The 25677-nt window shown below is 63.9% G+C and carries 27 protein-coding genes; 3 read left to right on the top strand and 24 right to left on the bottom strand.

The genetic code is table 11. The annotated features are described in order from the left end of the window. The first annotated feature begins 428 nt into the window (after nt 1-428). From PKKP23_RS31220 to PKKP23_RS31210, 3 genes are all read left to right on the top strand, one after another. Nucleotides 429-1043 (top strand): AcaB family transcriptional regulator, encoded by a 615-nt coding sequence (locus PKKP23_RS31220; protein ID WP_126879749.1) that lies wholly within the window; start codon nt 429-431, stop codon nt 1041-1043. A gap of 81 nt (nt 1044-1124) precedes the next feature. After that, nucleotides 1125-1898, top strand: a complete 774-nt coding sequence (locus tag PKKP23_RS31215; protein WP_126879748.1) for a hypothetical protein — start codon at nt 1125-1127, stop codon at nt 1896-1898. A 13-nt stretch (nt 1899-1911) separates the two neighbouring features. Next, nucleotides 1912-2340, top strand: coding sequence for a bactofilin family protein (locus PKKP23_RS31210; RefSeq protein WP_240659219.1), 429 nt, complete (start codon nt 1912-1914; stop codon nt 2338-2340). A gap of 195 nt (nt 2341-2535) precedes the next feature. Here PKKP23_RS31210 and PKKP23_RS31205 read toward each other — a convergent pair whose 3' ends face one another. The 24 genes from PKKP23_RS31205 to PKKP23_RS31090 all read right to left on the bottom strand — a co-directional run bounded on the left by PKKP23_RS31205 (nt 2536) and on the right by PKKP23_RS31090 (nt 25517). Continuing rightward, complete coding sequence (locus tag PKKP23_RS31205) at nt 2536-3246, bottom strand: hypothetical protein (protein ID WP_126879746.1); 711 nt, start codon at nt 3244-3246, stop codon at nt 2536-2538. A 380-nt stretch (nt 3247-3626) separates the two neighbouring features. Beyond that, on the bottom strand, nt 3627-5339 hold the full coding sequence (locus tag PKKP23_RS31200; protein WP_126879745.1) for an ATP-dependent helicase: 1713 nt from the start codon (nt 5337-5339) through the stop codon (nt 3627-3629). Nucleotides 5340-5347: 8 nt separating this feature from the next. Continuing rightward, nucleotides 5348-6223, bottom strand: coding sequence for an ATPase (locus PKKP23_RS31195; protein WP_126879744.1), 876 nt, complete (start codon nt 6221-6223; stop codon nt 5348-5350). 237 nt (nt 6224-6460) lie between these two features. Then, entirely contained in the window at nt 6461-7066 is a 606-nt protein-coding gene (locus tag PKKP23_RS31190; RefSeq protein WP_042303821.1) for an IncC plasmid conjugative DNA transfer DtrJ family protein, read from the bottom strand. Then, nucleotides 7059-7319 carry a hypothetical protein gene (locus PKKP23_RS31185; RefSeq protein WP_042303820.1) on the bottom strand — a complete coding sequence of 87 codons (261 nt, stop codon included), beginning with the start codon at nt 7317-7319 and terminating at the stop codon, nt 7059-7061. The genes PKKP23_RS31190 and PKKP23_RS31185 overlap by 8 nt, the downstream gene beginning before the upstream one ends. Beyond that, nucleotides 7276-7797, bottom strand: coding sequence for a hypothetical protein (locus tag PKKP23_RS31180; protein WP_126879743.1), 522 nt, complete (start codon nt 7795-7797; stop codon nt 7276-7278). The genes PKKP23_RS31185 and PKKP23_RS31180 overlap by 44 nt, the downstream gene beginning before the upstream one ends. A gap of 11 nt (nt 7798-7808) precedes the next feature. After that, complete coding sequence (traD, locus tag PKKP23_RS31175; protein ID WP_126879742.1) at nt 7809-9689, bottom strand: conjugative transfer system coupling protein TraD; 1881 nt, start codon at nt 9687-9689, stop codon at nt 7809-7811. Beyond that, nucleotides 9686-11161 (bottom strand): TraI domain-containing protein, encoded by a 1476-nt coding sequence (locus tag PKKP23_RS31170; protein ID WP_420873260.1) that lies wholly within the window; start codon nt 11159-11161, stop codon nt 9686-9688. The genes traD and PKKP23_RS31170 overlap by 4 nt, the downstream gene beginning before the upstream one ends. Further along, entirely contained in the window at nt 11158-12204 is a 1047-nt protein-coding gene (locus PKKP23_RS31165) for a type IV secretion system protein (protein ID WP_126879741.1), read from the bottom strand. The genes PKKP23_RS31170 and PKKP23_RS31165 overlap by 4 nt, the downstream gene beginning before the upstream one ends. Before the next feature lie 8 nt (nt 12205-12212). Further along, on the bottom strand, nt 12213-12959 hold the full coding sequence (locus PKKP23_RS31160; RefSeq protein WP_126879740.1) for a DUF4141 domain-containing protein: 747 nt from the start codon (nt 12957-12959) through the stop codon (nt 12213-12215). Nucleotides 12960-12972: 13 nt separating this feature from the next. Then, nucleotides 12973-15456, bottom strand: coding sequence for a VirB4 family type IV secretion system protein (locus PKKP23_RS31155; protein WP_126879739.1), 2484 nt, complete (start codon nt 15454-15456; stop codon nt 12973-12975). Further along, nucleotides 15450-15782 carry a VirB3 family type IV secretion system protein gene (locus PKKP23_RS31150; protein WP_126879738.1) on the bottom strand — a complete coding sequence of 111 codons (333 nt, stop codon included), beginning with the start codon at nt 15780-15782 and terminating at the stop codon, nt 15450-15452. The genes PKKP23_RS31155 and PKKP23_RS31150 overlap by 7 nt, the downstream gene beginning before the upstream one ends. Further along, on the bottom strand, nt 15769-16155 hold the full coding sequence (locus tag PKKP23_RS31145; RefSeq protein WP_126879737.1) for a TrbC/VirB2 family protein: 387 nt from the start codon (nt 16153-16155) through the stop codon (nt 15769-15771). Before PKKP23_RS31145 ends, PKKP23_RS31150 begins: the two co-directional genes overlap by 14 nt. A 20-nt stretch (nt 16156-16175) precedes the next feature. Further along, nucleotides 16176-17222: a TadA family conjugal transfer-associated ATPase gene (locus PKKP23_RS31140; protein ID WP_126879736.1), complete on the bottom strand. Its 1047-nt coding sequence runs from the start codon at nt 17220-17222 to the stop codon at nt 16176-16178. A gap of 245 nt (nt 17223-17467) precedes the next feature. Next, nucleotides 17468-18661, bottom strand: coding sequence for a vWA domain-containing protein (locus PKKP23_RS31135; protein WP_126879735.1), 1194 nt, complete (start codon nt 18659-18661; stop codon nt 17468-17470). Nucleotides 18662-18668: 7 nt separating this feature from the next. Then, nucleotides 18669-19583: a hypothetical protein gene (locus tag PKKP23_RS31130; RefSeq protein ID WP_126879734.1), complete on the bottom strand. Its 915-nt coding sequence runs from the start codon at nt 19581-19583 to the stop codon at nt 18669-18671. 109 nt (nt 19584-19692) lie between these two features. Then, nucleotides 19693-20718 (bottom strand): ATP-binding protein, encoded by a 1026-nt coding sequence (locus tag PKKP23_RS31125; RefSeq protein WP_126879733.1) that lies wholly within the window; start codon nt 20716-20718, stop codon nt 19693-19695. 127 nt (nt 20719-20845) lie between these two features. Then, a complete protein-coding gene (locus tag PKKP23_RS31120) occupies nt 20846-21070 on the bottom strand; it encodes a DUF3717 domain-containing protein (RefSeq protein WP_126879732.1) in 225 nt (74 codons plus the stop codon). 255 nt (nt 21071-21325) lie between these two features. Continuing rightward, nucleotides 21326-22765, bottom strand: coding sequence for a hypothetical protein (locus tag PKKP23_RS31115; protein WP_126879731.1), 1440 nt, complete (start codon nt 22763-22765; stop codon nt 21326-21328). 159 nt (nt 22766-22924) lie between these two features. After that, complete coding sequence (locus PKKP23_RS31110) at nt 22925-23341, bottom strand: hypothetical protein (protein WP_126879730.1); 417 nt, start codon at nt 23339-23341, stop codon at nt 22925-22927. Nucleotides 23342-23547: 206 nt separating this feature from the next. Beyond that, nucleotides 23548-24015: a hypothetical protein gene (locus tag PKKP23_RS31105; RefSeq protein ID WP_126879729.1), complete on the bottom strand. Its 468-nt coding sequence runs from the start codon at nt 24013-24015 to the stop codon at nt 23548-23550. Next, a complete protein-coding gene (locus PKKP23_RS31100; protein WP_126879728.1) occupies nt 24012-24416 on the bottom strand; it encodes a hypothetical protein in 405 nt (134 codons plus the stop codon). The genes PKKP23_RS31105 and PKKP23_RS31100 overlap by 4 nt, the downstream gene beginning before the upstream one ends. A gap of 100 nt (nt 24417-24516) precedes the next feature. Then, nucleotides 24517-24924 carry an outer membrane lipoprotein gene (locus tag PKKP23_RS31095; RefSeq protein WP_240659218.1) on the bottom strand — a complete coding sequence of 136 codons (408 nt, stop codon included), beginning with the start codon at nt 24922-24924 and terminating at the stop codon, nt 24517-24519. 296 nt (nt 24925-25220) lie between these two features. Beyond that, nucleotides 25221-25517, bottom strand: a complete 297-nt coding sequence (locus PKKP23_RS31090; protein WP_338120187.1) for a hypothetical protein — start codon at nt 25515-25517, stop codon at nt 25221-25223. Nucleotides 25518-25677: the final 160 nt, after the last annotated feature.

Below are 25677 nucleotides of genomic sequence, written 5' to 3'. Positions count from 1 at the left end.
AAACCGTGTTTTCGCCGCAGGATCACGGGTCAGTCCACTTCGATCGCTCTGCCCGGATGGGTCTGGAGAGAGACACCCGAATCTCCGGGTTCGAACGATGTCGCGGCGCAAACACATGCGGCCGGCGACGAGTATTACGACTGACGGAAGGGGGAGCAGGTGGCGAGCTGCCCAGCACAAGAAAGATTCCACACCGGTAGCCAACCGGTCGGAGCATGCCCAGGGGCACGACTTGAGGCATGGGACGGACTCCGGGCTACGGAGTCGAGGTCGATGCGTCAGGAGACGCAGGAAGTAGAGTCAGTATCTCCAAAAACGTATCTGTGTACCGGGGAAATGGTGCGCGATTTTGGGTAGCTTTTGCCCGGAAGCGCCTGGCAAAACGCGAACAGAATGGGAAGTGAGAGAGACCACACCCGAAAATTCCTATGGCCGCCGTTCCAGAAACTGCGCCGCAGCCGGACGAACCGTCCGGCGACGTGGCGCCAGGCGGGGCGCCTGAAGCCCCCACCACGCTCACGCTCGTTCCGTCAGGCACTGGCCTCAAGCCCATCGAGCGGCTGACGAGCGACACGCGCTACGCGAAGATCATTCCCGACGCAGCGCAGATAACGCGCCTGAACTACAGCTCGCTGTTCGTGCGCACCTTCATCCGCTCGGACTACAACTTTTGCGCCACGAAGATTTCAGTCGCGCGCGACGGCAAACTGCGCGCTCTCGACCGGGCAATGCGTGAGGCCAGCGAATGGTTCACCAAGGCCGACGCGTGGATTGAGCAGCTGGGTGCGCGCGCCCTGCCCCGTCCGTTCGAAACGATCGACCTTGAGGTCAAGCGTCCGCTCACCGGGCGGCTTGTGCGATGTCTCACCCAGTACGAGCGCCTCTTTGCGCGAGCCTTCTCCGCGCGTGCCGCGCAGGTGCTGAGCGAAGAGCGGTGCACTGCGATGCTGGCGAACGCCGAGAAGAAGCTCAACCGCATCGTCCAGCTGTGCATTCCGGACAACGACCAGTACGAACCCGACGGCACGCGCCGCGAACCCTGAGTCTCCCATCGTTTGGCTCCCGGCTTGACTTCGCCGCCGGGTGGCTACGCTCGACCGTACACCGTGAAGGAGAGAGAGCCCATGGATATTGATCTTCGCGAGATCCAGGCGCTGCATGCGCGCTATGCCCGCGAACCCGTCGTCATCGACCTCGAGCACCAGATCCGCGCGATTCCCGCGCCGCTCATGCTGTCTCACCAGCCGGCAGGCCGCGTGTCGCCGCCGAGGCGTGCGTGGAATGCCCGCTGGAAAATCGGGCGTATCACGCTGATGGTTATCGGCGGCACCGTTGTGTGCGGAGCGTTCGGCATGGGCGCCGCGCGACTGTGGCCATTGATCCATAGTAGCGAGGGCGCCCACCCGCGCGCATCCGCCGCGAGGCCCGCCTCCGTCCAGTCCGGTCGTTCAGTGGCTCCGTCCGCCGCGCCCGTCCCAGCTCCCCCCCTCACCTCGCAGAGTCTCGACAGCGCGACCCGGGGGGCGCCCGGACTTGCCGCCGTCGATCCGTCCGCGTTGCTCCACGACCATCTAAGTCCGCGTGCAGCCGGCCCCGTGATCACCCAGCTCCCCACAGTGCCAGAGGAACAGAAGGCGATCACATCCCCGATCCGCCAGCGCACGGCCATCAGCGCATCGGCACCGGTCGTGGCCACCGGCGCGGCACAGGCGGCACCGGCCACGGTCGCGAGCGCCGCGCCGGCGGCGGCCGGGTCCGTGTCCAGACCAGGCCGGCCCGTCCGCCACCTGGCGCGCCTTCATCCCAGCGCACCGAAGGATGTATCGCCCGCTACGGCCGACGGGCAGAAAGCCGCCCCGGCACCCGCGCCGCGAAGCAGCGACGTTCAACTCTTCTGAAGGAATGGGCATCGTGAAGCCGCAGAACACACTCAATGTCACGCTCCTCGCGTCCGGTTCGGCCATCGAGGGGAACCTGATTCTCGATCACGGTCTGAGCCTGTTCGGCCTCGTGGACGGTAACGTGATCACCAACGACGGGCTGCTGCACATCGGTGCCGGCGGACTCGTGAAAGGACAGATCGAGGGAGAGCACGTGCGCGTGGACGGAACGGTCGAGGGCGACGTGCACGCGCGCGGCTCACTGGAAATCAACGGACGCGTGAAGGGCAACATCTTCTACTGCGGGACCATCCGCCTGGGAGAGCGTGCATCGATCGACGGCCAGCTCAAGCGCGTCGCGCGCGAGCTTGTAATCGAGAACGCGGCAACGGCCGCACCCGAGCCGTCGAATGTGCCGCATCTCGCCCGCACCGCAGACCGGGCGGACGTAGAGCAGTAGCACATCCAGCCGCGGCGCGAGAACGGCCGCGTAGGGCGTCCACGCCAGCGCTAAATCGATCCGCGGTTGCGGGGTTCGGGCAGAGACCATCCGCCGAAGACTCAGACCGCAATCACGGAGCGCTTCTGCGGGAGCATTTCGATCAGCTCTTCGTCGAGCACTATCACCGCTCGGCGTCCGCACAGACAACGGGAATCAGCGTGCAAGTGAAAACTCAGAGAGCTCGAACCCTTCCTTATGTGAGCCCTGGTAGCGAACGTAAAACACAGCCTCAGACTTCACGACGCGCTTGACCTCTGGCGCGTACCAGAAGGTCGCATCCCAGGGTACGACAAACCGGCCGTTTCCTGCGTAGGTGGAGATTCCGTGCATGACGATCTTGAAAGCGTCGAATGCGCCTGCCCGCACACTGACTTGTTCAAACGCCTCGACGGAGACGTGCGCCTCGCTCTCGTGGCTACCGCTCGGATTGCGGACAGTCCATTTTGAATCCCAATTCTTGCCGACGTTCATGGGAAAGCTGAGCGAGCACAGGCACGGGTCATAGCTGGTATCACCGGACCGAACCACGTTGCCTTGCGCATAAAAAAGCATCTCGAACGGCACCCCACCGTTCTTCGTCTCCGAGAATGTGGTCCGTGTGTCGGTGACCGAAGTGACTACTGATGCGACCGCGGTCTTGCCGTACATGACGATCCAACGGTCGCCGATCCGGTAGGAGGGGGCCTGTGCGATCGGCGCATCCGACGCTGCGGTTTGTCCCCACGCAAGACATGAGCCGCCCACAGCCAGGATGAGGATCGCGGCGCCGGCTCGACAGATGTCGTCAAACCGGGACCTCGGTGTTGGGGCAATCTTTCCCAGCATTTCAAGGCCAGCGACCACGGCAGCGTCCTCCGAAGCCATTCATGATGTACCGCATAAGATGTCAGCCCGAAGCAAACTATGCTCATACCAAAATCGTATTTTCGAAATTTTGGTCTCGTCTGTTCGTTGCACAACGCTCCCGGTAACACGTGAAGTCAACGCCAGCGCGACTCAGGCACGAGAACCGGCGCCAGCGCACCCGGTGCCGGGATATGCTATGTGCCGTGCGTCGTTCGTCCGGGCCGACGCGGACGCCTATGACCGATTCGATCGGCTTTCGCCGGACGCAGCGCTCGATCGCCGCAGGGAGGACGGTGAAGTCCAGTGGGTGCGGCGCGCTTCGTTGTACCAGGAGTGTAAGTCTGCGAATGAGGCGCTCGCATTAGTAATGCCGGTGCCCCCCAGCGCACATCGAACGTTCATGCCTCTGGCACGCTCGCTTCGTGAACGAATCGCGTTGGCGGATTCTTCTGGACCGACGAAATGGTCAGTGTCTCCCGGGCGCGGGTCATGGCAACGTAAAAGAGGCGCCGCTCTTCCGACTCCGGGCTCTTCGGGTCGGGCACCACGCCTTCCTCGGCCCGAGTGATCCATACGTGATCCCACTCAAGCCCCTTCGAGCTATGCATGGTGGTGAGCACCAGCGCATCGGGTGCCGGTTCATTGTTGGCACGCTTCAGAAAGTCGATGCGCTCGCTGAATGAGCCGTTGAGCCGTGAAACCACGTCGTATGTAGCATTCACCGCCCGCTCGGCCGCCTCCTTGCGCACGTAGGTCATCATCCACTCGCGCACGCCCTCGAGCGCGAGCGAGTAGAACTCACGCTCGCACAGCGTCTGCCATTCGGCCAGGCGTTTCATGAATCCGCGATAGGCGGATGCCGTATCTTCGGTCAGGCCCAGGGCGACCAGTTCCTTTTTCTGCTTCTGCGCGAGCGTCGCGCCCATCGCGTTGTGCAGCGCCGTGAGGTCCCGCGTGCTCATGCCGGCGTATCCGAGGACGGCGTCGAGACCGTTGAGCTTCACGCGCTGGACGATCTGGAGAAGGTTACACATCAGCGCGCCCTCGGGCTGATCGAGGACCGAGCGACCGGAAGCGCGAAAGTACTTCACGCCATACGAGCGGCAGACGGACTCAACGGCGTCGAGCACGCGGTTCGTGCGTGACAGAATGGCACACGACTGGCCTGACCGGAGCCTGGGTTGAAGCGCTTCGACGGCGGCCGCGGCGTCATCGTATTCATCATTGAAGCGTCGCGCAACCACCACGCCGCCCGCGCCCTTCACGGCGTGCAGCACCTTGGGGACGCGGTCCTGATTGTGCTGGATCAGCCGGTCGGCGGCCACAAGGATCTCGGCGCGGCACCGGTAGTTGCTGCCAAGGACCACACGCTGCGCTTCAAACTTGCCCACGAACCCCTCCATGCCGCGAAAACCCATCGCCGCCCGGAAGCCATAGATGCTCTGGTCGTCGTCACCGACCACGGTCACGCAGGCACCCGCCTCGGCGTGCAGTTCGACCCAGCGGTACTGCAGCGGGTCGGTGTCCTGAAATTCGTCAACGAGCAGATGGGTGAACGCGTATGGTTCAATGTCACCTGATTGCATGCCCGCGACCGACAGGCGCAGCATGTCCTGGAAGTCGATCTTGCCGTTACGCACGAGCGCTTCCTGATAGGCCTCGTAGAGGATCGCTTCGGGCGACCCCTCGACGGCGTGTGTGGCGCCCGTCTTCAGCTGCTCGATGACCGGCACGGCCTCCTCGACCTTCCAGTTCAGGCCAGTCTCGGCCAGCGCCCGCATGAGCAGGCCCATGCGGTCACCATCGGAAGCGATGTCCTGCCGCCTGCCACCGCGCTGCCCGATCTGTCGAAAACCAAGCGAGTGGAATGTCCCGGCGATGAGGCGGCTCTTTGCGGCAGAGCCCACAAGCCTGAGGATGCGCTCGCGCAGTTCGACGGCGGCGTCCTTGCTGAACGTGACCGCGCCAACCAGGGTGCCGGGCTCCTGAAGCAGGGCCGCAGCTCTCGCGGCGATCGTCTTGGTCTTGCCCGCACCCGGACAGGCCACGGCCAGGCAGTGACGGCGCGACCGGGCGACTTCCAGCTGCTGCGGGTTCAGGCCGTCGAGCATGGCGCCGCTCAGAGACCGCGCACGGCCGTCATCAGGCGCAGGTGGGTCATGTAGCCCCGCACGCCGACCGGCTGGAACTTGCGCAGGAAGCGGCCCGTTTCCTCGTCGACGTCGGACTGGTCGCGCACAGCGTTCCAGACGAGGAAATCGAAGTGATCCATTACCCGGTCGAACCGCATGATGATGGACAGCAGGCGCATCGCAAAGCGCGAGTAGGCTTCGACCTGGATATCGAGCGCCGGCTTCGTGACAGCCGGCTGGAACACGATGTCGCCACGCGCAACCATTTCGCGCTCGGTACGCTCGCGGAAGCCCTCCGCCACCTGTAACTGCTCGTCGACGTAGGCTTCCAGGGTCTTCAGCTGTTTGTCGAACCAGGCGTTGACGGTGTCCTTGTCGTCCTCGCCAAACGTCGCACGGCCAAAACGCTGCATGTTAAGGCTCATGCGGTTGAGATACGGCCACCACTGTTCGAACAGCGGCCGCAGGCGGGTATGGTTCAGGCGCACCTGCGCGGGGACGATAGCCGCGCCGGACAGTTGCCTGTCCAGCAGTTGCCGGCCGATCTCGCGGCGGCGCAGGACGATTGCACGGCGCTCGGCCGGCGGCAGATCACGAAAGAAGCGGCGCGTGCGCGCGACCTGCTCGAGCTTCTCGCTGGCCTCGCTCTCATTGATCATGCCTTCGCGCTGCAGCGTCACCGCATCGCTCTCCATCCGCTGGAGTTCGCTCTCCAGTTCCTCATCGTCGGCGCCGTCAGTGAGTGCACGCCCGTGCTCGCCGGCATCGCCGTGTTCCGTCGCAGTCTGGCCCGATGCCCGCGCAGCGGCGACACCAGCCACCGCTGCGGCATCGGTCGTCACGTCTTCGTTGATGGTGCTCATGTCGTTGTCCCTTATGAGTTGCACGCGCACCAGCGCGCGGCACCCACCTATTGTTCCGGCGGGCCGCCGCCATATCTGGGCAAAACGCGTTCAATTGCGGGGGCTTTCCGGCAGGTCGGGTGCCGTGTCGATGCGCCGAATGTGCTGACGGTTCAGGCGCCTGAACGCCAAATGGCAGAAAGCTCACTAAAATCGTGAGCTTTCCCGGAGGAGATAGAGGAAGTGGACCGATGACGCTCAGGCCGACGAGTTGACGATCCAGATGAGCAGCGGCAGGAATATGGCCAGCAGCGTCCAGCACTGGGCGACGAGCGGCACCGGCAGCAACAGCACCGAAAACGCACCGCCAGTGAGAACGAGCAGCGCGTGCATGGCCAGATGGAAGGAAAGCGGACTGGCCATGCCGGCGGCCGCCGCCCGGACCTTCCGGCGCACTGCGCCGTCGATAGCCGCAGCGATGCTGAGCACCGCGATGCCGGCGAACCACGTGTGCATCACCAGGACGCGGTACAGCGCGCGATACACCAGCATCCAGAACTGGCGTGCCCAGTCCCGGGCAAAGCCATTCAGGCCGTCGGCATCAAGGTCACTGCGGTCGCTCCCGGCGGTCATCGTCGCACGCACGGCACCGGAGTCGACGAACCAGCGGCGGAACAGCGCGTTGGTTGCATCGACGGCATCGCTTGCGCGGACCTCGCCCAGCGTATCGACAACGGACTGCGATTCGACGTCGCTGACCTCGAACAGGGCGCGATCTGGCACAACCGGCATTACGAGGCCAGTGGCCAGCGGCATGATCACGAACCACCATTTGACGTGACGTACGAAGCGGCTGCTAGCCATGAAGCCACTCCACCACGGACAGGAGCAGGTAGACCGGGAATGCGGTCAGGCCCACGAGCCCCAGCCAGAAACGCACCGGGTTGCGCACGATGACAACTGCGAGCCCGTACGCACGGGCCTTGCGTCCGCGCGCGAACTCCGGCGGCGCAGGCGCCGCGAGGTCATCCTGCGAACGCACCGTCGAGAGCACGCGCGCGGCGTCGACCTGGTCAAGCCCCGACAGCTTCGCGATCAGGGTAGCTGTGAGCGACATCGTAGTCCTCAAAGTAGAGCCGGAACCCCTCGCCGGTGAGCGCCCGGGCTGCGAGCTGGAAAGCTGCGGTCTTATGGGTAATGCGTTCGGGGCACGCCTCGTCGACCATCGCGGTCGCGCCTTCACCAAACCGGGCCTCGAACGCCGTGACGGGTTCAAGCATCGGCCACCACACATGCACTCGGTCCCCCTCATTCGCCACGTAGCGCCGGGCGTAGAGCAGGTGCGCGCGGCTGAACAGACCGCGCATGAATGCGACATGCGGCTCGCCCGTCTTGCGCACGCGTCTGTATTCCGCGACGCCGTCCTCCAGCATCTCGCACATGAGCGGCTTGCGCTCACCTTCGAAACGCTCACCGATAAAATCCGCGAGACGCGAGCAGGCGAGTTCAAGCTCGGGCGCGATCGTGAACACCGGTACCAGGTGGGAGGAAAGTCTGTGTTCGCGAATGATTTTTTTGAACAAGGTGGAAGTCATGCCTGTTTTGTCTAGCCTTGCAGGATTGGAATGCGGCCCTGATACACAGCGCCCCCTGAGATGCGCATGAAGTACTGCAGGTTGGGTAAGCGCTGGATGAGCGCCACGGGGATGAGTGGCACCTTCTCCAGCTGCAGCGACCGGGTGATGGTTCCGTTGAACTCGCCGATGTGCCCTTCGCTGCCGCGGCTCGTGCCACCGGACACCTGGATATTGCGGATGGCTGTCTCCCCGACCTTGTCCGAGAACCACTGTGCCGTGTCGCTGTCTTCCAAGCGTAAGATGATCTGGTTGTTCAGGTTGCCCAAAACCTGCAGCATCTTTGCAGCGTTTCCGAGCTTCGCTTCCAGGTCGGAGCGGGTCTGGAACGCGACGAACGCCTTGAAGCCTGCGCCGCGCCCCTTGTTGAGGATCTGGATCACCTGCTCGTTGATCGCTTCGGCCACCTCGTCGATGATGAGCACGACATCGGGCGTCTCCTTGTAGAAGTTGTAGATCGCGCCGCACACTGCCGCAACGTCGGCCAGCACGAGGGATGCGATTGCCTTCTGGACGATGCTGTTCGACAACGAGTCGAAGCCCATGTACAGCACGGCCTTCTGCTTGATGATCCGGTCGATGTCCCAGATTTCCCGCTCGTCCTCGAAGTCTTCGACCTTGGGAGCGAGCATAAGGCCCGTCTCGCCGGTCGCGAGCATCTGCAGGAGCGGCATGACAGACGCGATGACCCGCGTGTAGTGATCGCGGTCGTGTGTATGAGTCGCAATGAGCCCGTCGATCGCCTCGTGGCCGAGATCGTTATGCGCGTACCGCTCGTTGTACAGCAGCACCATGGCGTCGACGCGCGACGTACTCCCAGGCTTGCCGCCGATCTGGGTGACCGTCGTGGCGACCAGCTCTTCCCAGTTGTCGAGGCCCTTCTCCCGGAAGAACCGCTCCAGGCTGCGTTCGAGCAGCTTGGCGACACCGGCCTGCGCATATTTGAGAATGGAGCGCAGGTTCGGCTTGTCCCCGATATACAGCTCGCCCTTGACCGCGCGATCGATGAAAAGGAAGGCGAAGTCCCGGAACGGCCCCTCCTCCATCAATTGTGCGATGCGCCCAGGAATTTCTGACGGCTGCGACCAGTTCTCCAGCGGATTCAGCCGGATCGATTCGAGCGGCTTGGCCTGACTGAAATAGAGGAACTTGCGGCCGGTGCGTGCGCACTCGCGCTCGACACGCGCTTTCCAGTCCTTGTCGTTCTTCGGGTCAATGACGATAAGCACATCGCCGCAGTGGATCACCTGGGTGGAGATGACCTCGTAGGTGCGCGTCTTGCCCGAACCGGTGGTGCCGCCCACGGCGGTGTGCGCGCTCATCGCCTTGTAGTGAAACGGGATGCGGACCTTGCTGGGCTCCATGCCGTGAATCCACGAGACGCCCTGCGGCTCGCGGTCGCGAATGCTGTTGGCCGGTACGAACATCTTCTCGATGGCCGCTTCTATTTCGCGACCGCGTCGCGTTTTCCCCAGCCACTTGGGCAAGCCCGGTATGTCGGTAGTGGGCATGCGCAGGATATCGTGTGCGATCTGGCAGTGCTTCTGGGTCCACTCGAAGCCTGTGCCCAGGTACATCGAGTTGCTCTCCTCGCGCATCTTCCTCTGCACCGCCATCAGCTGGGGCACTGGAAGCGTCGTCAGCCATTTGGTCGAGATCGCCAGACGAAAGCGCAGCGCCTTCCAGACCTGCGTGCCCCGCAAGGCGAGCGGCACCAGCATCGCAAGGGAAAAGGCCCAGCCATAGGGCATGCCCGAGAACGGGAGAAAGACGAGGGCAACGAACCAGAAAATCGTTGCCCGGATTTCGTAGACCGGCCGGAAATGGTTGATGTAGGGGCTGACAGCGTTCACGCTCCGCGCTCCACGATGAGTTCGCCAGCTCGCGGTGCGAGCACGATCTCCGTCTGCACATTGGCCACGAGCAGACCGCGCCTGCGCAGATGTTCGACAAGCGTGTCGCTGGCCACGCCGTAGCTGCCCACGAGTCGCTTCGATACTGACAGACCCTTGTCGGTCCAGGCGACCTTTGCCTTGCCCGCTGCAACGTCTTCGGCCAGCGCCCGGAAAAACTCGCGGATCATGTTGGGCTGACCCTCCAGCACCTGGTCGAACGTGGCAGGCACGCCTGCGCGTTCCTCTCGTGCCGCGCGGGGACGCATCGCGCCCGGATCCACCGGCGCCGCCACCGGTGCGGTATCGCCCTGGAACGGCAGACCGAGTTGCGCGTCCTGCTTCTGGCCAGTCGTGCGGGCCACCCCTTCCGGGGCAGACGGCGCCGCTGGCGCGGAGGTGGAGTCGCCCGTCGTCGCGCGCGCCAGATCCTCCCGGATCGCTTCCATCAGCGACGACGGCCCCGTTGCGTTCGCGGCGGCATCTGCCGGTGACGTCGCTCTGCGCGCGTCGGTAGCATGAGCAACGGAGGGCACGGAGGAGGCAGGCACTGCGGCTGGCGATGCGGGCGACGCCGTCAAAGGCGGCGACAGGCGCGAAGCCGTCGCTATCACAGCTGCCGGCACGGCACCGGCGGCCTGCATCCCGGCTGGTGACGGAGCCGGCGAGGCCACGACCGGCTGAACCGCTGCCGCGACGTGCACCGCGGCTGGCACCGGATAAGGCACCGCCTCATACACGCCCTGCTGCGCCTTTCGGTCGAAGTCGGCCGCCACGCTCACTGCCTGGCGCACGACCTTATGCACGAGCGACTCGGCACCTTGCGGATGAGGCACGGGGTTAATCGCCCCGAACAGCTGCGTCAGCACGTCCGCCTCGTATCCGGCCAGCAGCTCGTGGCCAATCAGGTTTTGCGCGAAAAGCGCGGTGCGCATGCGTTCTACCGGCAGCGGCGCCGCGCGGCGTTGAACAGCGTAGGCGCTCCCACCGAGCCACGGGCCAAGGGCCCCATGCGCGGCGGGATTCCACTCTGCACGGTCGCGTTCACGCAGCACCACAAAATGCCGGTACGGCTCGTCCAGACCGGAGCACACCGCGGCGAGAAACACGGCATGGTTGTACTGCGGCTCGACCCGGCGCCGATGTTCGGATGGCAGGTTCGTGCCGAACTTCTGGCCACCCGCCAGACGCATCGCGTAGAACGCAGTTTCCACCGTGCAGCGGAAGGCACCACCGGGCTCGCGGTAGAGTTCCGGCGACCACGGCAGGCTCGAGAACCACGTTGCGCAGCGCGCGAGCACCTCGCCCCAGCGCTGGCGGTACTCTGGCTCGCTCGCCTCGTTGGCAGCCTGCCGGATGAGCGCCACGCGGCGCTCGTGCACGGCGGTCAGTGCCGCGGGCTCCATCGGCTGATGCAACGAGCTGGCGGTCACAGGATGCCCCCCGTGGCGACGCTCGCAGCCTTCTTGACGAGGGAGCCCGAGGCGTTGGCGCCGCCGCCGAACATGCCTGCGAACTTCGGAATCTCGAACGACAGAAGAAAGACGAAAAGCGACAGGTCAAAGACGTACGATGCCCCCTGTGCCGTCGTCATGCCGTTCGCGGTGGCGGCCGTAAGCGCCGTCGATAGCGAGCCGATCACGAGCCTCGCGAGAATGGCGCTCACCACGCAATACATGCCCGCGCTGATCATGTAGTCGAGCCACGACTTGAAGTAGCCACGCGTGAATGACGAAAAACCCAGTGCAATCGCGATCTGGCCCATGACGATGCCCGCAGCCGCCTGGATCAGGCCCAGATTGTTCATGAACGTGAACACGACCCCCGTGAGCATCAGGATGATGTAGGCGAAAATGAGCGGAACCAGCGAGATCGTCAGGGCGATGTATTCGTACCAGTGCGTGCCCTTGTAGGCCTGCACGATAGACTCGAACGCCGTGCCGGCGACACCGCCGGTCATGGTGAGAAAGCCTGCCCCCGCACCAGACTGGATCATGCCGGCGAGCGTCTGGAACCATCCGTAAAAGCCCTGCGAGAAGTTCTGGTAGCCCACATAGATCGATGCAAAGATCCCGAGCGTCGCGAGCTCCTCGAACACCAGGACCCATGCATTCACGGGGTCCCGGGTAGCGGCATAGCGCACAAAGGTCAAAACCAGCGTTATCGCGCCCAGGCCTGCCGCAAACTTGTCAGCCTCGGGCTTCAGGCTCTGGCTCGCCGCCACGGCCGCCGGAATGATCGCGCTGAACAGGGCGTTGAGCTTCGACGCGGCGGATGCATTGCCCTGCGCGATCTCGCCGCTCTTGATCGTTGACCCGAATGTGTCATTACCCGTGGACGTCACGGTGACCGTGTTGTCGCTGGCCGGGGTAATCTGCTGGCCGCCTGCCTGGGTGTCGTCGGCACGCGCACTGGCCACCGCGAACAGCGTCAGGACGAACAGCAGCCCGGCGATCCAGTTGCGTCTCACGTTCATGTGCCGCCTCAGTTTGTCGGCATGGCGCTAAGCGCCGCGCGCTCCGCATCCTGTTTCGCCTGGAAGCTCTGCGCGGCAACCGCCCGGTCCTTCGCCATCGCGTTGTCCATAGCCGACTGCTGCGCATCCGTCTGGGTTTTGGCGGCCATCATCTGCAGCAGGTCGCTGTTCTGGCTCGTCACGATATCGAGGTAGTGCGTCGTAAGCGCGGCCGTCGCCTCCTGGGTCGGCGTCATCGACAGCTGCGACTGAAGTTCAGCGCGTCGCGAGGCCAGCGTCTGGATGTGCTGGTTCACGTCGTTGCCCATCTGGAACAGGCTCGTCGCGGTCTGGTCGCCCTGCTTGTAAAGCGCGTTCATGTCGGAGAGCCACTGCGTCGGCGACTTGCCCGATGTCGAAATCAGGTTCTGGATGTGGGTGATGTATGAGCTGCCCTGCGAGAGGCTCCCGTAGAGGCTCTGCAGGTTGCTGTTGTAAGTGTTGATCTTGGAGATATCGCCCGTGATCTGGTCGTACTGCGCCTTCATCGCCGTCGGGTTCAGGTTGGTCGCCTGAAGCAGCTGGGTGGCCATCATCTGGTACTGGTAGGCGATGTTTGTGTCCTGGTAAATCTCGCCCTTGATCGCCTTTGCCGCCGTGATCATGTTCTGTGCAAAGTTGGTCGGATCGAAGACGACCCACTGTGCCGACGCCGGCTGCATCAGGCATAGCGCAGCTGCCACACCACACAAAGCGGTAGTCCCAAACTTCTTCATCGTTTCACCCCTCTCAGTCCTGCGCGAGCATCTCGCGCATGTAGTTCTCGCGCCAGTGCTCGTCGCCTGACTCGAAATGCCGGTCCAGCACGCTCTGCGCGCGGCCATCGGCGCGCAGCGCAGCAAGCGTTTCGCGGTCGAAACTCGCCTGAAGCATCCGCGTGTGCGTGGGCGTGACCCACAGGTAGTCGCGGTTGGGCACCGCATCGGCCACCATGTCGATCTGGCTATCCGTCAGCCCGAACACATCCGCGTAGAGCTTCCGGTTGCTGCGCGCGTCCGCGTTGGCCAGATAGACGATGTTCTGCAACTGCTCCTTCAGGATCTCGAAGTTCGCCACGCGCTCGAGCTGCTTGAGTGACTGGGTAGCCAGGGCCAGCATTCCGTTCAGGCGACGGATGGTGACTGCCCACAGTTCCAGCCGCGCATAGAAGCGCGGGTACAGGAAATAGAAGCCGCACTCCTCGACCTCGATGACCGTGAAACGCTTGCCGTCAAGCCACTGCGAGACGCGGTAGAACGCGTAGTCCATGAACAGGAACGCGGCCTCGGGGTGGTTCTGGAACAGGTCGCCGCACTCGATGGAGAGGTTTTCCGACAGCGCAAACGCATCCTCGGCGTGGTCGAAGAACTGGCCGTTTTTCTCCCCTCTGGTCCAGATCCGCAGCCGCTCGCGAAGCTCGGACGACAGCAGCGTGGTCAGGTACGACAACGTCCAGTACTCGGCGCTGTAGCCAGTCGCGAGCATCTGCACCTTTTCGTAGATCTCGCGCTCCTGTGCCGGCGAGCACCGGAAGCCGCCGGCCTCGTCATCCTCGATCGCCATCTGGACCCAGTTGGCGACATATACGTAGTGGCGCTCTTCGGAGAGAAGCGACAGCGGATTGATCGGGGTAGCCGCCGTGTACCGGCCGGTGACGTCGATGAAATGCCCCCCGGAGAGGACCGTCGGGATGCGCGTCGAGCGCTCCTTGTCGAAACGCACACGTCGCGCATCGTGCCGCCCCATCTGCGAGAGCAGAAAGTTGAGCAGCATCGTCTTGCCCGCACCGTTGGGGCCCACAACGAGCAGGTGCGCGCGCCCGCTCGGATGATGCAGCACGACACGCTGCAGGGTGCGGTGACGCGTCGGCAGTATCGTGGTCGGGCCAGTCCTGCGTCCGAACTGCTGGGTGAGCCACTCGTTGACCTCCGGGCCTTCGGGAACGCCACGTACGGGCGCCACATCGGACACGGCGGCCGTCTCCACGAACTGGAGGCGCTTTTGCTGGTCCCAGCGGCCAGGCAGCGTGCTCGCCCAGGCGGCCGGCAGGTTGTCCTTCTCCAGGATCAGTCCGAAGCCCGCGTTGCTCAGGCGCCCCACCACATCGGACATGGCCTGATCGCACTCTTCCTGTGTGTCGCCGTAGACGACCACCGAGATGTTGGCGTAACCAAACTGCGCGCCCTCGGCATTCAGGCGTTTGAGGGCGTCCTCGGCCTCGTCGGCCAGGGTCTCGCGATCCTTCTCGTTCTTCTGCTCCTCTTTCGCGAAATAGGCCTTCGCGACGGCCCACGGATTGAACGCGGCGGCCTTGAAGAACTTGCGCACTGACTTGATGAACGCTTCAGCGCGGCTGGTGCTCAGAAAGCGGAACATCACGCAGATGTCGAGCTCGGCGTCGACATCGCACAGCACGTCGAGCGCAGCCTCCTGGAAGCCCAGCCACTCCTTCACCGCGACAATCTTCGCGTATCGCTTGCCGTGCGCGGATTCGAACAGCAGGTGCTCTGCGCCATACGTCACTGTCGACTCGGTCAGATGCGTATCGAGCATCGTGACCGGGTAGCGCACACGCCGCGGCGGCACCGAGGGATTGGCGGTCTGATGCAGATAGGCGAGCGCATGCTGCAGCTCCAGCCGTTTCATCCTGAGCCGCCCCACGCCGCCGCGAAACGCGTCGAGCACGCCTTCGAAGCGCCGGATGTCCGCGGTCAGCTGGTCGACGTCGAAGACGAAAGCGTTCCGCGTCAGGACCTGGTCGCGCACCGCCTCGAAGATTGCGAGCGGCATGGGTTTGCCGCCGACCTTGAGGTGATAGCCGACCTTCTCGAAGAACTTGTTGATGCCGGTCTCGGGCGTGAAGGCGAGCGACAGGGAGTGCGTGTTGCGAAAGTATTTCCCGCTGCCGACGTTGCGGCGGTTGATTTCGTTCAGCCGCGCATCGAGCGGCGAGGCGAAATCGCCGTCTATGTCGCTACGCACGCGCCGGTGCGCAAGCCGCCACCAGGCGGTGACACGATGGTCAAAGTTCTTGCAGGCCTGATCCAGGTTGTTGCGCGTGGCCGTGATGTCGCCGGCGTTGGGCGTATCGATGTCGATGCCTTCGTACTCGAAGGACGTAAGCACCGACCCATCCTTGTCGAGCACGAGACTGGGCGTCACCATCGTCATCCACGGGACGATCTCGTGAATGGGCCGGCGCGCGAGCGCGCGGCGCTTCGCGGACTTCAGCATGGCAGGTCCTGGTCAAATCCGTAGGGCCGGCGAAAGCGTGCCGATGACCTGAGCGAGGGCGACGGCTCATGGACGTCCGGGTAGCGGTTGTAGACGAGCATGACGAGGCGCCACCAGGGATCGCGCGAACTCATCCAGCGCAGGAAGAAGTGCACGGCGACGCCCATCGTGACAAAGCCAACGCAACTGCCAAGATCAAAGCCGCACGAGTAGCACAGCATGACGGTGACGAGGCCGTTGGCGAGCGCGAGTACCCGGTCCGCTCCGCCAATCTGGCGCGGCAGCGAAAGCGACCGGCTGACCTTGACGGGCTTACGTGCAGACATACGAAATCTTGAAGTGGTTCTTCAGCACGGGGACCGCACAGGCGGCAAAGCCGATCCCGACGAATGCCGCGGACAGCACCTTCGCGATCGTGCTTTCCGACGTCGCGATTGCAATGCAGGCCACGATCATGATCACGAGGCCAATCCCGAAGAGCCACGGCCCGCTGATCCAGTTGGAGACGAGGCAGATCACATCCGTCGCCGACCCCAGATCGCTCAGATCGGTCGACGAGGCCGAAGCGAGCGGTGCGATGGCGCTCAGGGCCAGCGCAACGAGCGTCGTGCGGAGCTCACGCCGGCTGAAGAGTCGTGCGTATGCCTCGCACGCGCGCTGTGCGACACGTCGTCGGAAGGAGGTCAGGCGTTGCTTCATTTGTGGTCCACTCCAGTGGTTTAGAAAACGCGTTTGAGGATGTAATCCCCGTTGTCGTAACCCCGCACTTCGAGGATTTCGGAGAGGTGGCGCATTTCGCCTGTGCGCTTCATGTGCACGACGTAGTGAAAGCAGCTCGCGATGTTCTGGCGCAGGTCGCCGATGTCCCAGCGCGTGCCGGACGGCACGCCAAGCATGGCGAGGCTCTCGAGCCGGCGCAGCCCACCGCGCGCCGTGCTGGAGTGGATCGAGCCCAGACCGCCGTCATGACCGGTGTTGAGCGCCTGGATGAAGTCGTATGCTTCGCCGCCGCGGACTTCGCCCACCAGAATCCGGTCAGGGCGAAAGCGCAGACACAGTGCAACGAGCATCTGCGTCGTCACGCCCGTGTCGGTGTTCGATAGCAGCCGCAGCAGGTTCGGGACCGGGAGATTCAGCTCCTTCGTGTCCTCGATCGTGATAACGCGATCCTCGTCGGGGATCTCAGCGCCAATCGCGTTTAGGAAGGTCGTCTTGCCGGAGGAGGTGCCGCCGGCAACGAGAATGTTCTTCTTCGCCCGTACGATCTCCCGCAGTGCCCGGCGCAGCTCATCGTTCTCTGCGCCGGGCGGGAAGTATTCGATGTCTTCGTCCTGCCGGGCACGCGACAGGGAGAACGCGCCGGCGCGGACGTAGTCGTCGAGCGACAGATGCCTGTCGCGGTGCTTGCGGATCGCCAGCGCATCGCCGTCAATCGCTGTCGGTCGCATGACTGCCGCAATACGGAGGGTGCCGTGCCCCGCGTTGAGAATCCCCTGGTGGGTGCCGGCCTTCGCTGATTTCTCGACCGATGAGGCGAGCGAGTGAATCGCACCGGACAGCGTCGAGGGGTTCAGCTGGAGGGGCACGCGCGTGAGTACGCCGCGCCGCTCGATCCACACATCGTTGGGGTGGTTGACGAGCACTTCCGCGATATCGGGCGCGTCGAGGAATTCCTGCAACGGGCGCAGCGAGGCGAAAAACATCTTCACCGCGCTCTCTTCGAGGCGGTTGAATTTCAGGGCGGAGTTGTCGGCGGCATCGGACATGCCTGTATTGTTCGGGCGCACCCGTGTGCCCCGTCAGGCAAAAGGGCCGCGATATTGTTCAGCTTTTTGCGCCGCTCAACACGCTGCGCCGATCGCCGCGACGGCGCAGCGCCGCCGTTCAGGCGCCTGAACGGAAAAACACGGAATGGTGCAGTTTTTATGTAGCTTTCGAGCCTCGTCGCGTTCGCACAGACGAAAAAAAACCCGGCTCAAAGGAGCCGGGTTGGGTGCAGCAAGTTGGACGGTCAGACAATCACCTCGACCGTCTCGCCAAAAGGCGCGTGCCGCGCACGCTTCAGCGGCGTGGTCGACGCCCACAGGACCGGGTACGACGGCGCGACGTCGGGAAACCTGCCCTCCATGTCCGTCAGATAGACGAGGAACGCCGGATTGATGCCCTCCTCGTCCACCCGGTGAAACGGATCTACAAACGACGTGCCACCGCCGCCCTTCACCGGCGCAAGATCAATGGGGTCGCCCCGCGCGAAGACCTGCACCTGCCTCACGCGTGTGTCGCAGTCGAGCACGATGAGCCGCGCAGGCCTCACGACCTCAGCGACGTGAATCACCTCGGCCGCGAACTGCGCCTGCGTCTCGTCGAAGACCGACCCGCTGCTGTCGCGTACGAACACGGCATCACCCACTGCCGGGGAATGCAGCGACGGCAGGTAAAACCCGAGATGCAGATACCTGCGGTTTGGCATCGCCCAGCTGTAGTCGTCGTGGGTCACCTGCTGCGCAAAGCGCATCAGGATCCCACGCCAGTCCACCGAGGGCTCGGCCGCCGCCTCCACAAGAGACGCCAGGCTGCCAGGCAGTGACCCGCGCATCTTCGCCGCTTTCGCGGCCTGAAGCACGGCGACCTTCCACCCCGCTTCCTTCACCGGCTTGTCCGGCCCCAGATAGGGGCGGACCTCGCCGCAGGAAGGTGGGGCATCCGGTTCGGGAGCCGCTGACGGATTGTTCGCGCCGTTCGCGGGTGCCGGCTGGTCAACCGGCCCGTTCGCACCGGTCTTGCCGCCAGACTTCTCCTTCTCTTTCTGCCTTGCTTCCTGCGTGAGGACCGCGTAGATCTCCTCGGCCGACTTCCCGTGAAACCGGGCGTCGTCGAGGTGCGATGATGGCAGTACGAAACCCGCCTGCTTCACGATCGGATTGATCGCATGGTCGCACGCGTCGTTCCAGCGGTCCGCGTCGCGCGGCCCCTGCCGGAAGCAGTGACCGTTGGCAACGTGCAGGATCAGTTGCGCCAGCACACCCCGGCATTCAAGATCGTTCAAGGTGGCGAGATACGCCGGGTTGTAGCCCAGCAGCTCCCCATCCACCCAGAAGGTCCTGCACGCCGGATCCTCGATCACCTTCAGGCGCAGTGCCAGCGCACCGAAGAACGGCTGGTTCAGCACGAGCGCCGATCGCTGCTTCGAGATACGGGCATCCATGGGCGCCTCACGCCGCGATGCGCAGATGCGACGCAGTACCCGCCGCGGGCAGCGCCGTCTGCGGCTTGCCGCCCATGAAGGCTTCCATCAGTTCCTCGATCTCCGTCGCCTTGGCGGCAACCTGAGAGCGAAGCACCTCGGATTCCTTCAGTTCTATGCCGGTATGCACTGCAAGGTGACGGCTGGCCTGCTCAAGGATGTGGTCGAGCTGAGGGTCGTTACTGAAGTTCAGCTTCGGCAACAGCCCGCACAGATCGCGTACGTTATCGGCGACGTCGATACGCACGTTGCCCGCCGCATACAGCCGGTTGGCCATCGCCGACACAGCATCGTAAAGACGCCGCACGATGTCCTGATTGGCATCCTCGATGGAGCGCATGGCGTGCTGGTCGATTTCCGAGCGCAGGCTCGTAAGCACGTCCTCGGGCAGATCGACACCAAACTGGCTCGCGTCGGGAAACGGCAGCACGGACATGCGCACGCCGAACTTCGCCCCCAGCTGGGCAAGCGTCGGGTAATCGGCCTCGTTGAAGAGGCCATTCATTTCCTGCCGTGCCTGTTCCTTGAGGTCCAGGTAGTCGGTGAGGAATACCTGCACGGCGAGATCGAACTCGTCCTTCATCCGGCGCATCTGCGCCGAGAAGTCCATGTAGATCTCCGTGGGTAGCAGACGCACGGACAGCTGGTTGCATTCCAGCGTGTGGTCGTAGAAGTAGCGGCGGATGCGACCACCGAGCGACACGACTTCCTTGAAGCTGGGCGCATTCTCGGGCAGCAGGCGCTTGTTGAAGCGTCCGATGCCCTTCGTGTCGTGGCGGCTCTCGACCTCCTCGGTGACCTTCAGGTCAAACCGCCGTGCAACCCACGACGAGATGGTGACCGAGCAGAGCATGACGCGCGACTGGATGTCGGTGATGTTCATGGAGAAACTCCAGAGAAATGTATGGGATGGAATAAGTCAGGACAGGAAACTGCGACGCGGGAAGCGCGCGATGCGCGCCGCCCGGAACAACGAAAGGAAGGCGTGGCGTTCAGCCGTGGATCAGCGTGCCGATCGGACCGCCCTGCGCCCTGATGAAGGCATGTGTGTTCGCGATGGCAGGCGTCTTGCGCAATGCGTCGGTCACCAGCAACGCGGCAAACTCGTTCAGACCCGCGCCGATCAGACGTTCGGTGTAGGTCACGACGCGCTCGAAGTTGCTTTCGTTCGCGTACATGGCCAGCGCCGCACTGATCGCATACAGGGCCGAAGGCTTTTCCGGAATCGGCGCCGCATCGGGCGCGGCGAGCACCGCCGCCGGCGAAGGCAGTTCGCGGTAGATCTCCACGAACGCCATCAGCTCCGTGGCTGGTCCCTCGCCCACCGCGCCGGCATAGGAAATCAGCTCGAGTTCTTTCGGCACAACGCCCATCGCCTTCGCGACGAACCCCCAGCTGCGGGGACTCGGTGTCGCCTCGATATCACGCGAGGTCTTCTGGACCGACAGCAGATCCGGGCGGAAGCGCAGGAACGCGATGAGCTCGGGCTTCACGTTGTTGACCACGGCCCAGGCCGTCCACTCTTCGATCGTGGCCTCAAGCTCGACGACCGTCGCGAAGCGGGAGATCAACGGATCGAGGATGCCGCTCACGCCCGCGTTGTCGTTGCGGCGGTTGGTAGCCGCGAGAAACGTGACGTCATCCGGCAGCCTGTGCTCGCCGATGCGGCGTGCGAGCAGTAGCTGCATCTTGGCGGCCTGAACTGCTGGCGAGGCCTGCCCGAGATCGTCAAGAAACCAGATGAGCGGACGCTCACGCGGTTGCAGGGCGCGTTCCAGGTCGCCGAACGGCAGGAAGCGCGCCGACTTCCCGTCGGCCGCCGCGAACGGCAGGCCCTTGGAGTCGGTCGGGTCCTCGACAACGGGGTGGCTGATCAGCAGGTCGTAATCGAGGGTAGCAGCGACCTCGGCGACGATATCGCTCTTGCCGATACCCGGGCGCCCGGTGATGAGGACTGGCAGGCGCTGCGGGACATAGGTGGTGAGCAGGGCATTGAGCTGGGAAGCGTTGACTTGCATGAGGGTTTCCTGAGAAAAGAGAAACCCCGCGCGAGCAACACCCCCGGCGGGAGCGTTGTCCCGGCGGGGTCATTGAGATGGCCGCGGTGGCGGCGTTGCGATGCGTCGAACGACGCGGTAATGCGGCTTACGGCTGGGCGGCGTCGAGAGCGGACCGTTGCGTGTCGTTTAGCGATGCGCGCGAAACACGCGTCCAGCCGTGATAGATCGCGAGACCGTATACGTCGGCCAGCGCGCGCGCCTCCGCACACAGCACCGGGCTATCGGGATCGGCAGACGGGCGGCGTTCGCGCCAGTGATTGATCGCGCACTCAAGCTGCGCAATTGGTACATCGGCGGGTTGCGGGTTCATGGGCAGTCCTTTCGGAAAACCCGACGGGAGCACGCCCCCGAGGGACGATGCCCCCGGCAGGCGGGTTGGATTGCCGGCAGTGCCGGCGTGGTCGATGCGTCACGGACGCGGGTGATAGGGGCCAGTGTAGGCGTGAGCTACCTACGCGAACGCCGCAATGCTCACGAATTCCGCATGGCTTTCGATGCGGGACGTTTGCGGTGGACAAAAAAAAGCCGGCGCACAAGGCGCCGGCGGACTTCAGCAAACAAGAGACTACGCAGCGCGCCGCTCCAGCAGGGCGCGCGCGTAGGCGAGCGTACCGTCCTTTGCGCTCAGACGCCGCGCCGCGCTTTCGTTGCCGCGCATCAGCGCATAGTTCAGTATCGCGCCACGCCGGAAGCTGTGGATGGTGCAATACCCTTCGCTGATCGCGAGATCGACGTGCTCTGCCCCGCTCAATTCGGCACCGTTGCCGGCCCTGTAACTTGCGCGGGCCGCGGCGTCGCGCGCCTCCTTCAGGTCGCGCTCCGCATCCCGCTGCGCCTTCGCCTGCGCAGCGTCGCGCTCCCAATGCGCCTGCTCGTCCTCACTGTAGCCGCAAAGCGCAAAAACCGCGCGACGCCGTGCAGCAGCTCGCAGGCCGAAGATCTTCACGCCAAGGACCTCGCGGAACGCCGTCTTGCTCGCGCGGTTATGCTCGTCCGAGGTATCCAGCACCTCGAGCAGCAGGCGGACGTCGCGCTGGTCCAGCGCGTGGGAGAGCCGGTTTCCATACGCGAAGGTATGGCGGCCGTGCTCCAGCCGCGCGATATTGCAGCGGTGGCGATGCATGCGTCTGCTGATGCGGCCGAGAGCCAGCTCCCTGTCGGCCTGGTCGATCGCACGTTTGCGTGTGCTGTCCGCAACGAGTTCACGGACACGGATGGCGAGCGGCGAGACGGGTTCTCCCACGTCGACCGGCCCGTCGAACGTGGCGGGCAACGGCAGGTCGTCGATGAAGCCGTTGGCATGCAGCAGATCCTCGACATCTGGATAGCTGGGGCAGTCCTGCAGCAGCCGCGCGATCCTCGTGAGGATGTCGGCATTCTGTGCATCGATCGCCTTGCCGTTGTGCTTCATGACGGAGACGATGTGCTGAAGCTTTGCGCCCGGAATCGCGCCGCGCAGCTCCGGGACATGCACGAGCGTTGCTGCCCAGTACGGACCATAGCGGAACGCCTCAGTGTTGCGGCGATAGTCATCGAGCACCGCCTCGGGTACCGGCAGGTTCGCGAGCAGCGCGTACGCGACCTGCACCTCATGGCGACTGCTGACCTCCCGTGTGCCGGGGAGCGCCGGTCCTGCGTAGCCGAAGCCGAAGCGACGCTTCATGGCCTCGATGCACAAATCGGAGAGGTCAAACCTGCGGCCGCGCCCGCGAGCCTCGGTGACGGCTGCGTCGATCTGGTCGAAGCTGAGCAGCAACTGCGGTTCTCTGCAAACATCGACGAACGCAAACAGCCCATCCCAGTCGGCTGCACAGATTTCCCACGGCTGGCGTTGCACGCCGCGGTCGTCAAGAAAGGCCACGCTGCGAATTTCATCCAGCATCCCGGCGATGATCGAATCGGCCGTGCCGGGCTGACGCAGTGCGAGCTTGCCGTTGTAGCGCGTGACGCTCACGCCGGCCGGTGCGCCGCCGAGTGCAATCTGGGCCGATTCCGTCGCGCGCACACGCTCGTCACGGAACAGACCGAAGAGGCCGGCGAGCGTGCTGGCCGAGAGAACTGCGTTGGGAATGGAAAGTGTGTACATGGTGAAGCTCCTGAAGGCGAAGCATCACCCGTCCGGGGCAATGCCCCGCAAGGGAAGGGAAAGAGGAAGGTGGTTCCGTCAGTCGATATCGAGCAGGCGAGAAACTACCGCGGCCACCGACCACGCGAGGGTGCGTGTCAGCGTCTTGATGCGCAGCAGCGGCACGCTGCTCCAGTAGCCGCCCTCGCCTTTCGCATGAAATGCGATGTACTCGATGTGAATGACCCAGCCTTCGGAGTAGCGGCGTTCGACCGACAGGCTCAGGCGTTCCTTCGGACTACCAGCCTGCGGCCACGGCGCCGTCTCGCGCAGGCCGTAGACGTCGCACTTCGGGTCACCGACGAAATTCGAAATGCAGACCCACTCCGGTTCAAGCCCGGTCCTGCATAGCTTCCGCCCGATCTCGCGGGCCACTTCGCCGACCGTTTTGCCGGAAGCGTCGTACGGTGCGGCCGCAAGCGCGACCGGCAGATCCAGCTCAAGCGTTGATTGCATGTTTGCGGTCCTGAAAAGAAAAAGGGCCGCACCGGAAGGTGCAGCCCTTTACTCAACTATGCCGACGTCAGCCGGCGCTACAGTGATCGGTCAGTGCGAATGCGAGCGATGCGCCCGATCCGCCTGACGGCCCCGGTTCGTCATGTGGCCGCCGTAGAAAAACACAGCGAGACCAACAACGAGGGCGAACAGTCCAAAGCCCATGCTCATTCTCCGTTCATGGAATCCATGCCTCGCAAAAAGAGTATCACGAACAGGAACACCAGTACCGCCTCATTCAGCACGGCGGAGATGGTCCAGGTCCCAGTAGAGTGCCAATAACCCACTGCGCCGACAATCGATGCCGCCGACAACGTGTGGGAAAAGCGCCCAAATTGCTGTCGTTGTTCCTTGCTCCAGGCATGCCCGAAGCGGCGGAAAGACAGAAGCGAACGAGGCGCCGGCTCAGCCGCGCTGGCGCGCACGATGAACTGCCCGTCGAGCGAAGTCACGGGCAAATGTGCGTCGTCGACCTGTGCCGTAATCCTCGGGGGCGCCTCCGTCGTATCCGACTCCAACAACAACCGCCGGAGACGCTCCGAAAGATAGACCGTCATGGAATCAGGATCGAACGATGCTCCGTCTGTGATGTCCATCCCGGACGCAAACTCGACCACGACGCTAATGATCTTCATCCGGCCTCCTGGCGGCGCTCTTGATCGAGCCCGCTGGCCAGCCGCAGTGCGGCGAGCATGGCCTCGTAGCCCTCGCGCGACGAGATCTGATCGAGACTCACTGCGTTATCGCCGCCGCCCGACAGGTCGGAACGGCCATGCCGGGTGCGGAACGAGACAGCGACGCTGTTGCGTGCGGGTGCATCGGCCACCTCGACGATGAGCCGCCCGGTGTTTAGCGTCACACGACAGCCTCGACCGCGCGCGGCAGGTAGCGACGTGATGTCGTGCTGACCCGCGCGCAGACGCAGGTCACCTGCCACACGGCGCAGGAAGCCGCGAGCGCAGCGTGCGATTTCGGTATCACGCCTGGCGCCCGCGCTGCGGCGATCGGCGTGAGTGATCCTCGTAATATGATTCATGAATACCTCGAAAAAGAAAAAAGCGAGGCGTCCCTGGTGGGAAACGCCTCGCCGTGCTGGAGAGGAAAGCCGGCGTGCCGCCGGCGGATGAGGGAAAGACTCAGTGCGTGACGCGCACGCCCGAGTTACTGCTGACAAGCAGGACCTGATCGCCCGGCTTGAAACGCTGGTCGTCAGGCTGCGTGACCACGAGCATCGACCCGTTTGCTTTACGCACAACGATTTCGAGGCCTGCTGTCCGCGAGAGCGCAGCGCCAACGCGTTGCGCGATCACTCCCGCACCGGCACCAGAGATCGCTCCCGCGATATAGCGGCCGTTGCCGTTGCCGATCACCTGTGAGCCGAGAAAGGCACTCGCACCTGCAGTGATCAGGCTGACGATCCCCGAGCCGTCGCCCGAGGTCTGGATCGTGATGTTGCGCACGCGTACAACGGTGACCTCATCGAGGCTACCGACGCGCTGCACGTCCGAACGCTGATAGACGTCGGGCGAGCCGAAGTCGGTCATGTTCGCGCAAGCTGCGAGCGTGGAAAGGAGAACGACGATGGAGACACTACGGAACGCACGTTTGAACATGGACGGCTCCTGAATGAAAAAGGGGAGCCGCGTCCCGTCCGGGAGTAGGCTCCCAAGGGGGATCAAAACGATAGAGGCTTGACAGGCGCCAGGCCGGTGAGACAGAAAGAAGCACAACGGCAAGCCGCTGTGGTCAGGTCGATGCGCCAGAAGCGCGAGGGATAGGAAGAGTCTAGGCCGCGGCGACTACATTACCCGTCGGAATGATCGCGAAAACAACCCCGCTTTTATCGCGCAGGCCTAGCCGCGCCTCGCGCACGATGTTCACTGCAGCGCACCCCGGTTTCGAGACACGCGCCGCCGCAGTCGTCGCAATAGTGGCGGTCGACGACCGCCGAGGCGTCCCATCCCGCTGCGGTCGCGAGCGGCGTGCCGAACTCCATGCCGCCCTCACGCGCGAAGAACACAGGCTCGCCGGCCCGCCCCCGTCGCACGATCGCATTGATTTCGTCGGCGCCAAACGCCTCGCGAAGCGCCTCAACGAAGCGCGCGATCTCGGGCATCGGTGAGACGGAGCGGACCACGGATGACCTCCTGGACAGTAAGCATGCCCAGTTTGGATTTGCCCCCGTACTTCCGGACACCGTCTCACACTAAGGTTGATGAATCGGTCCTACGTCGGAACTCGCGTGGCGAGCGGTATTTCAGCGCGCTGTGCGGGTGCTTCTCGTTGTAATGCTCGAA

This window comes from Paraburkholderia kururiensis JCM 10599 = LMG 19447, from assembly GCF_003986935.1.
Taxonomy (GTDB): Bacteria; Pseudomonadota; Gammaproteobacteria; order Burkholderiales; family Burkholderiaceae; genus Paraburkholderia; species Paraburkholderia kururiensis.
The sequence above is the reverse complement of the archived record's forward strand: the minus strand, read 5'-3'. Positions and strand labels throughout refer to the sequence as shown.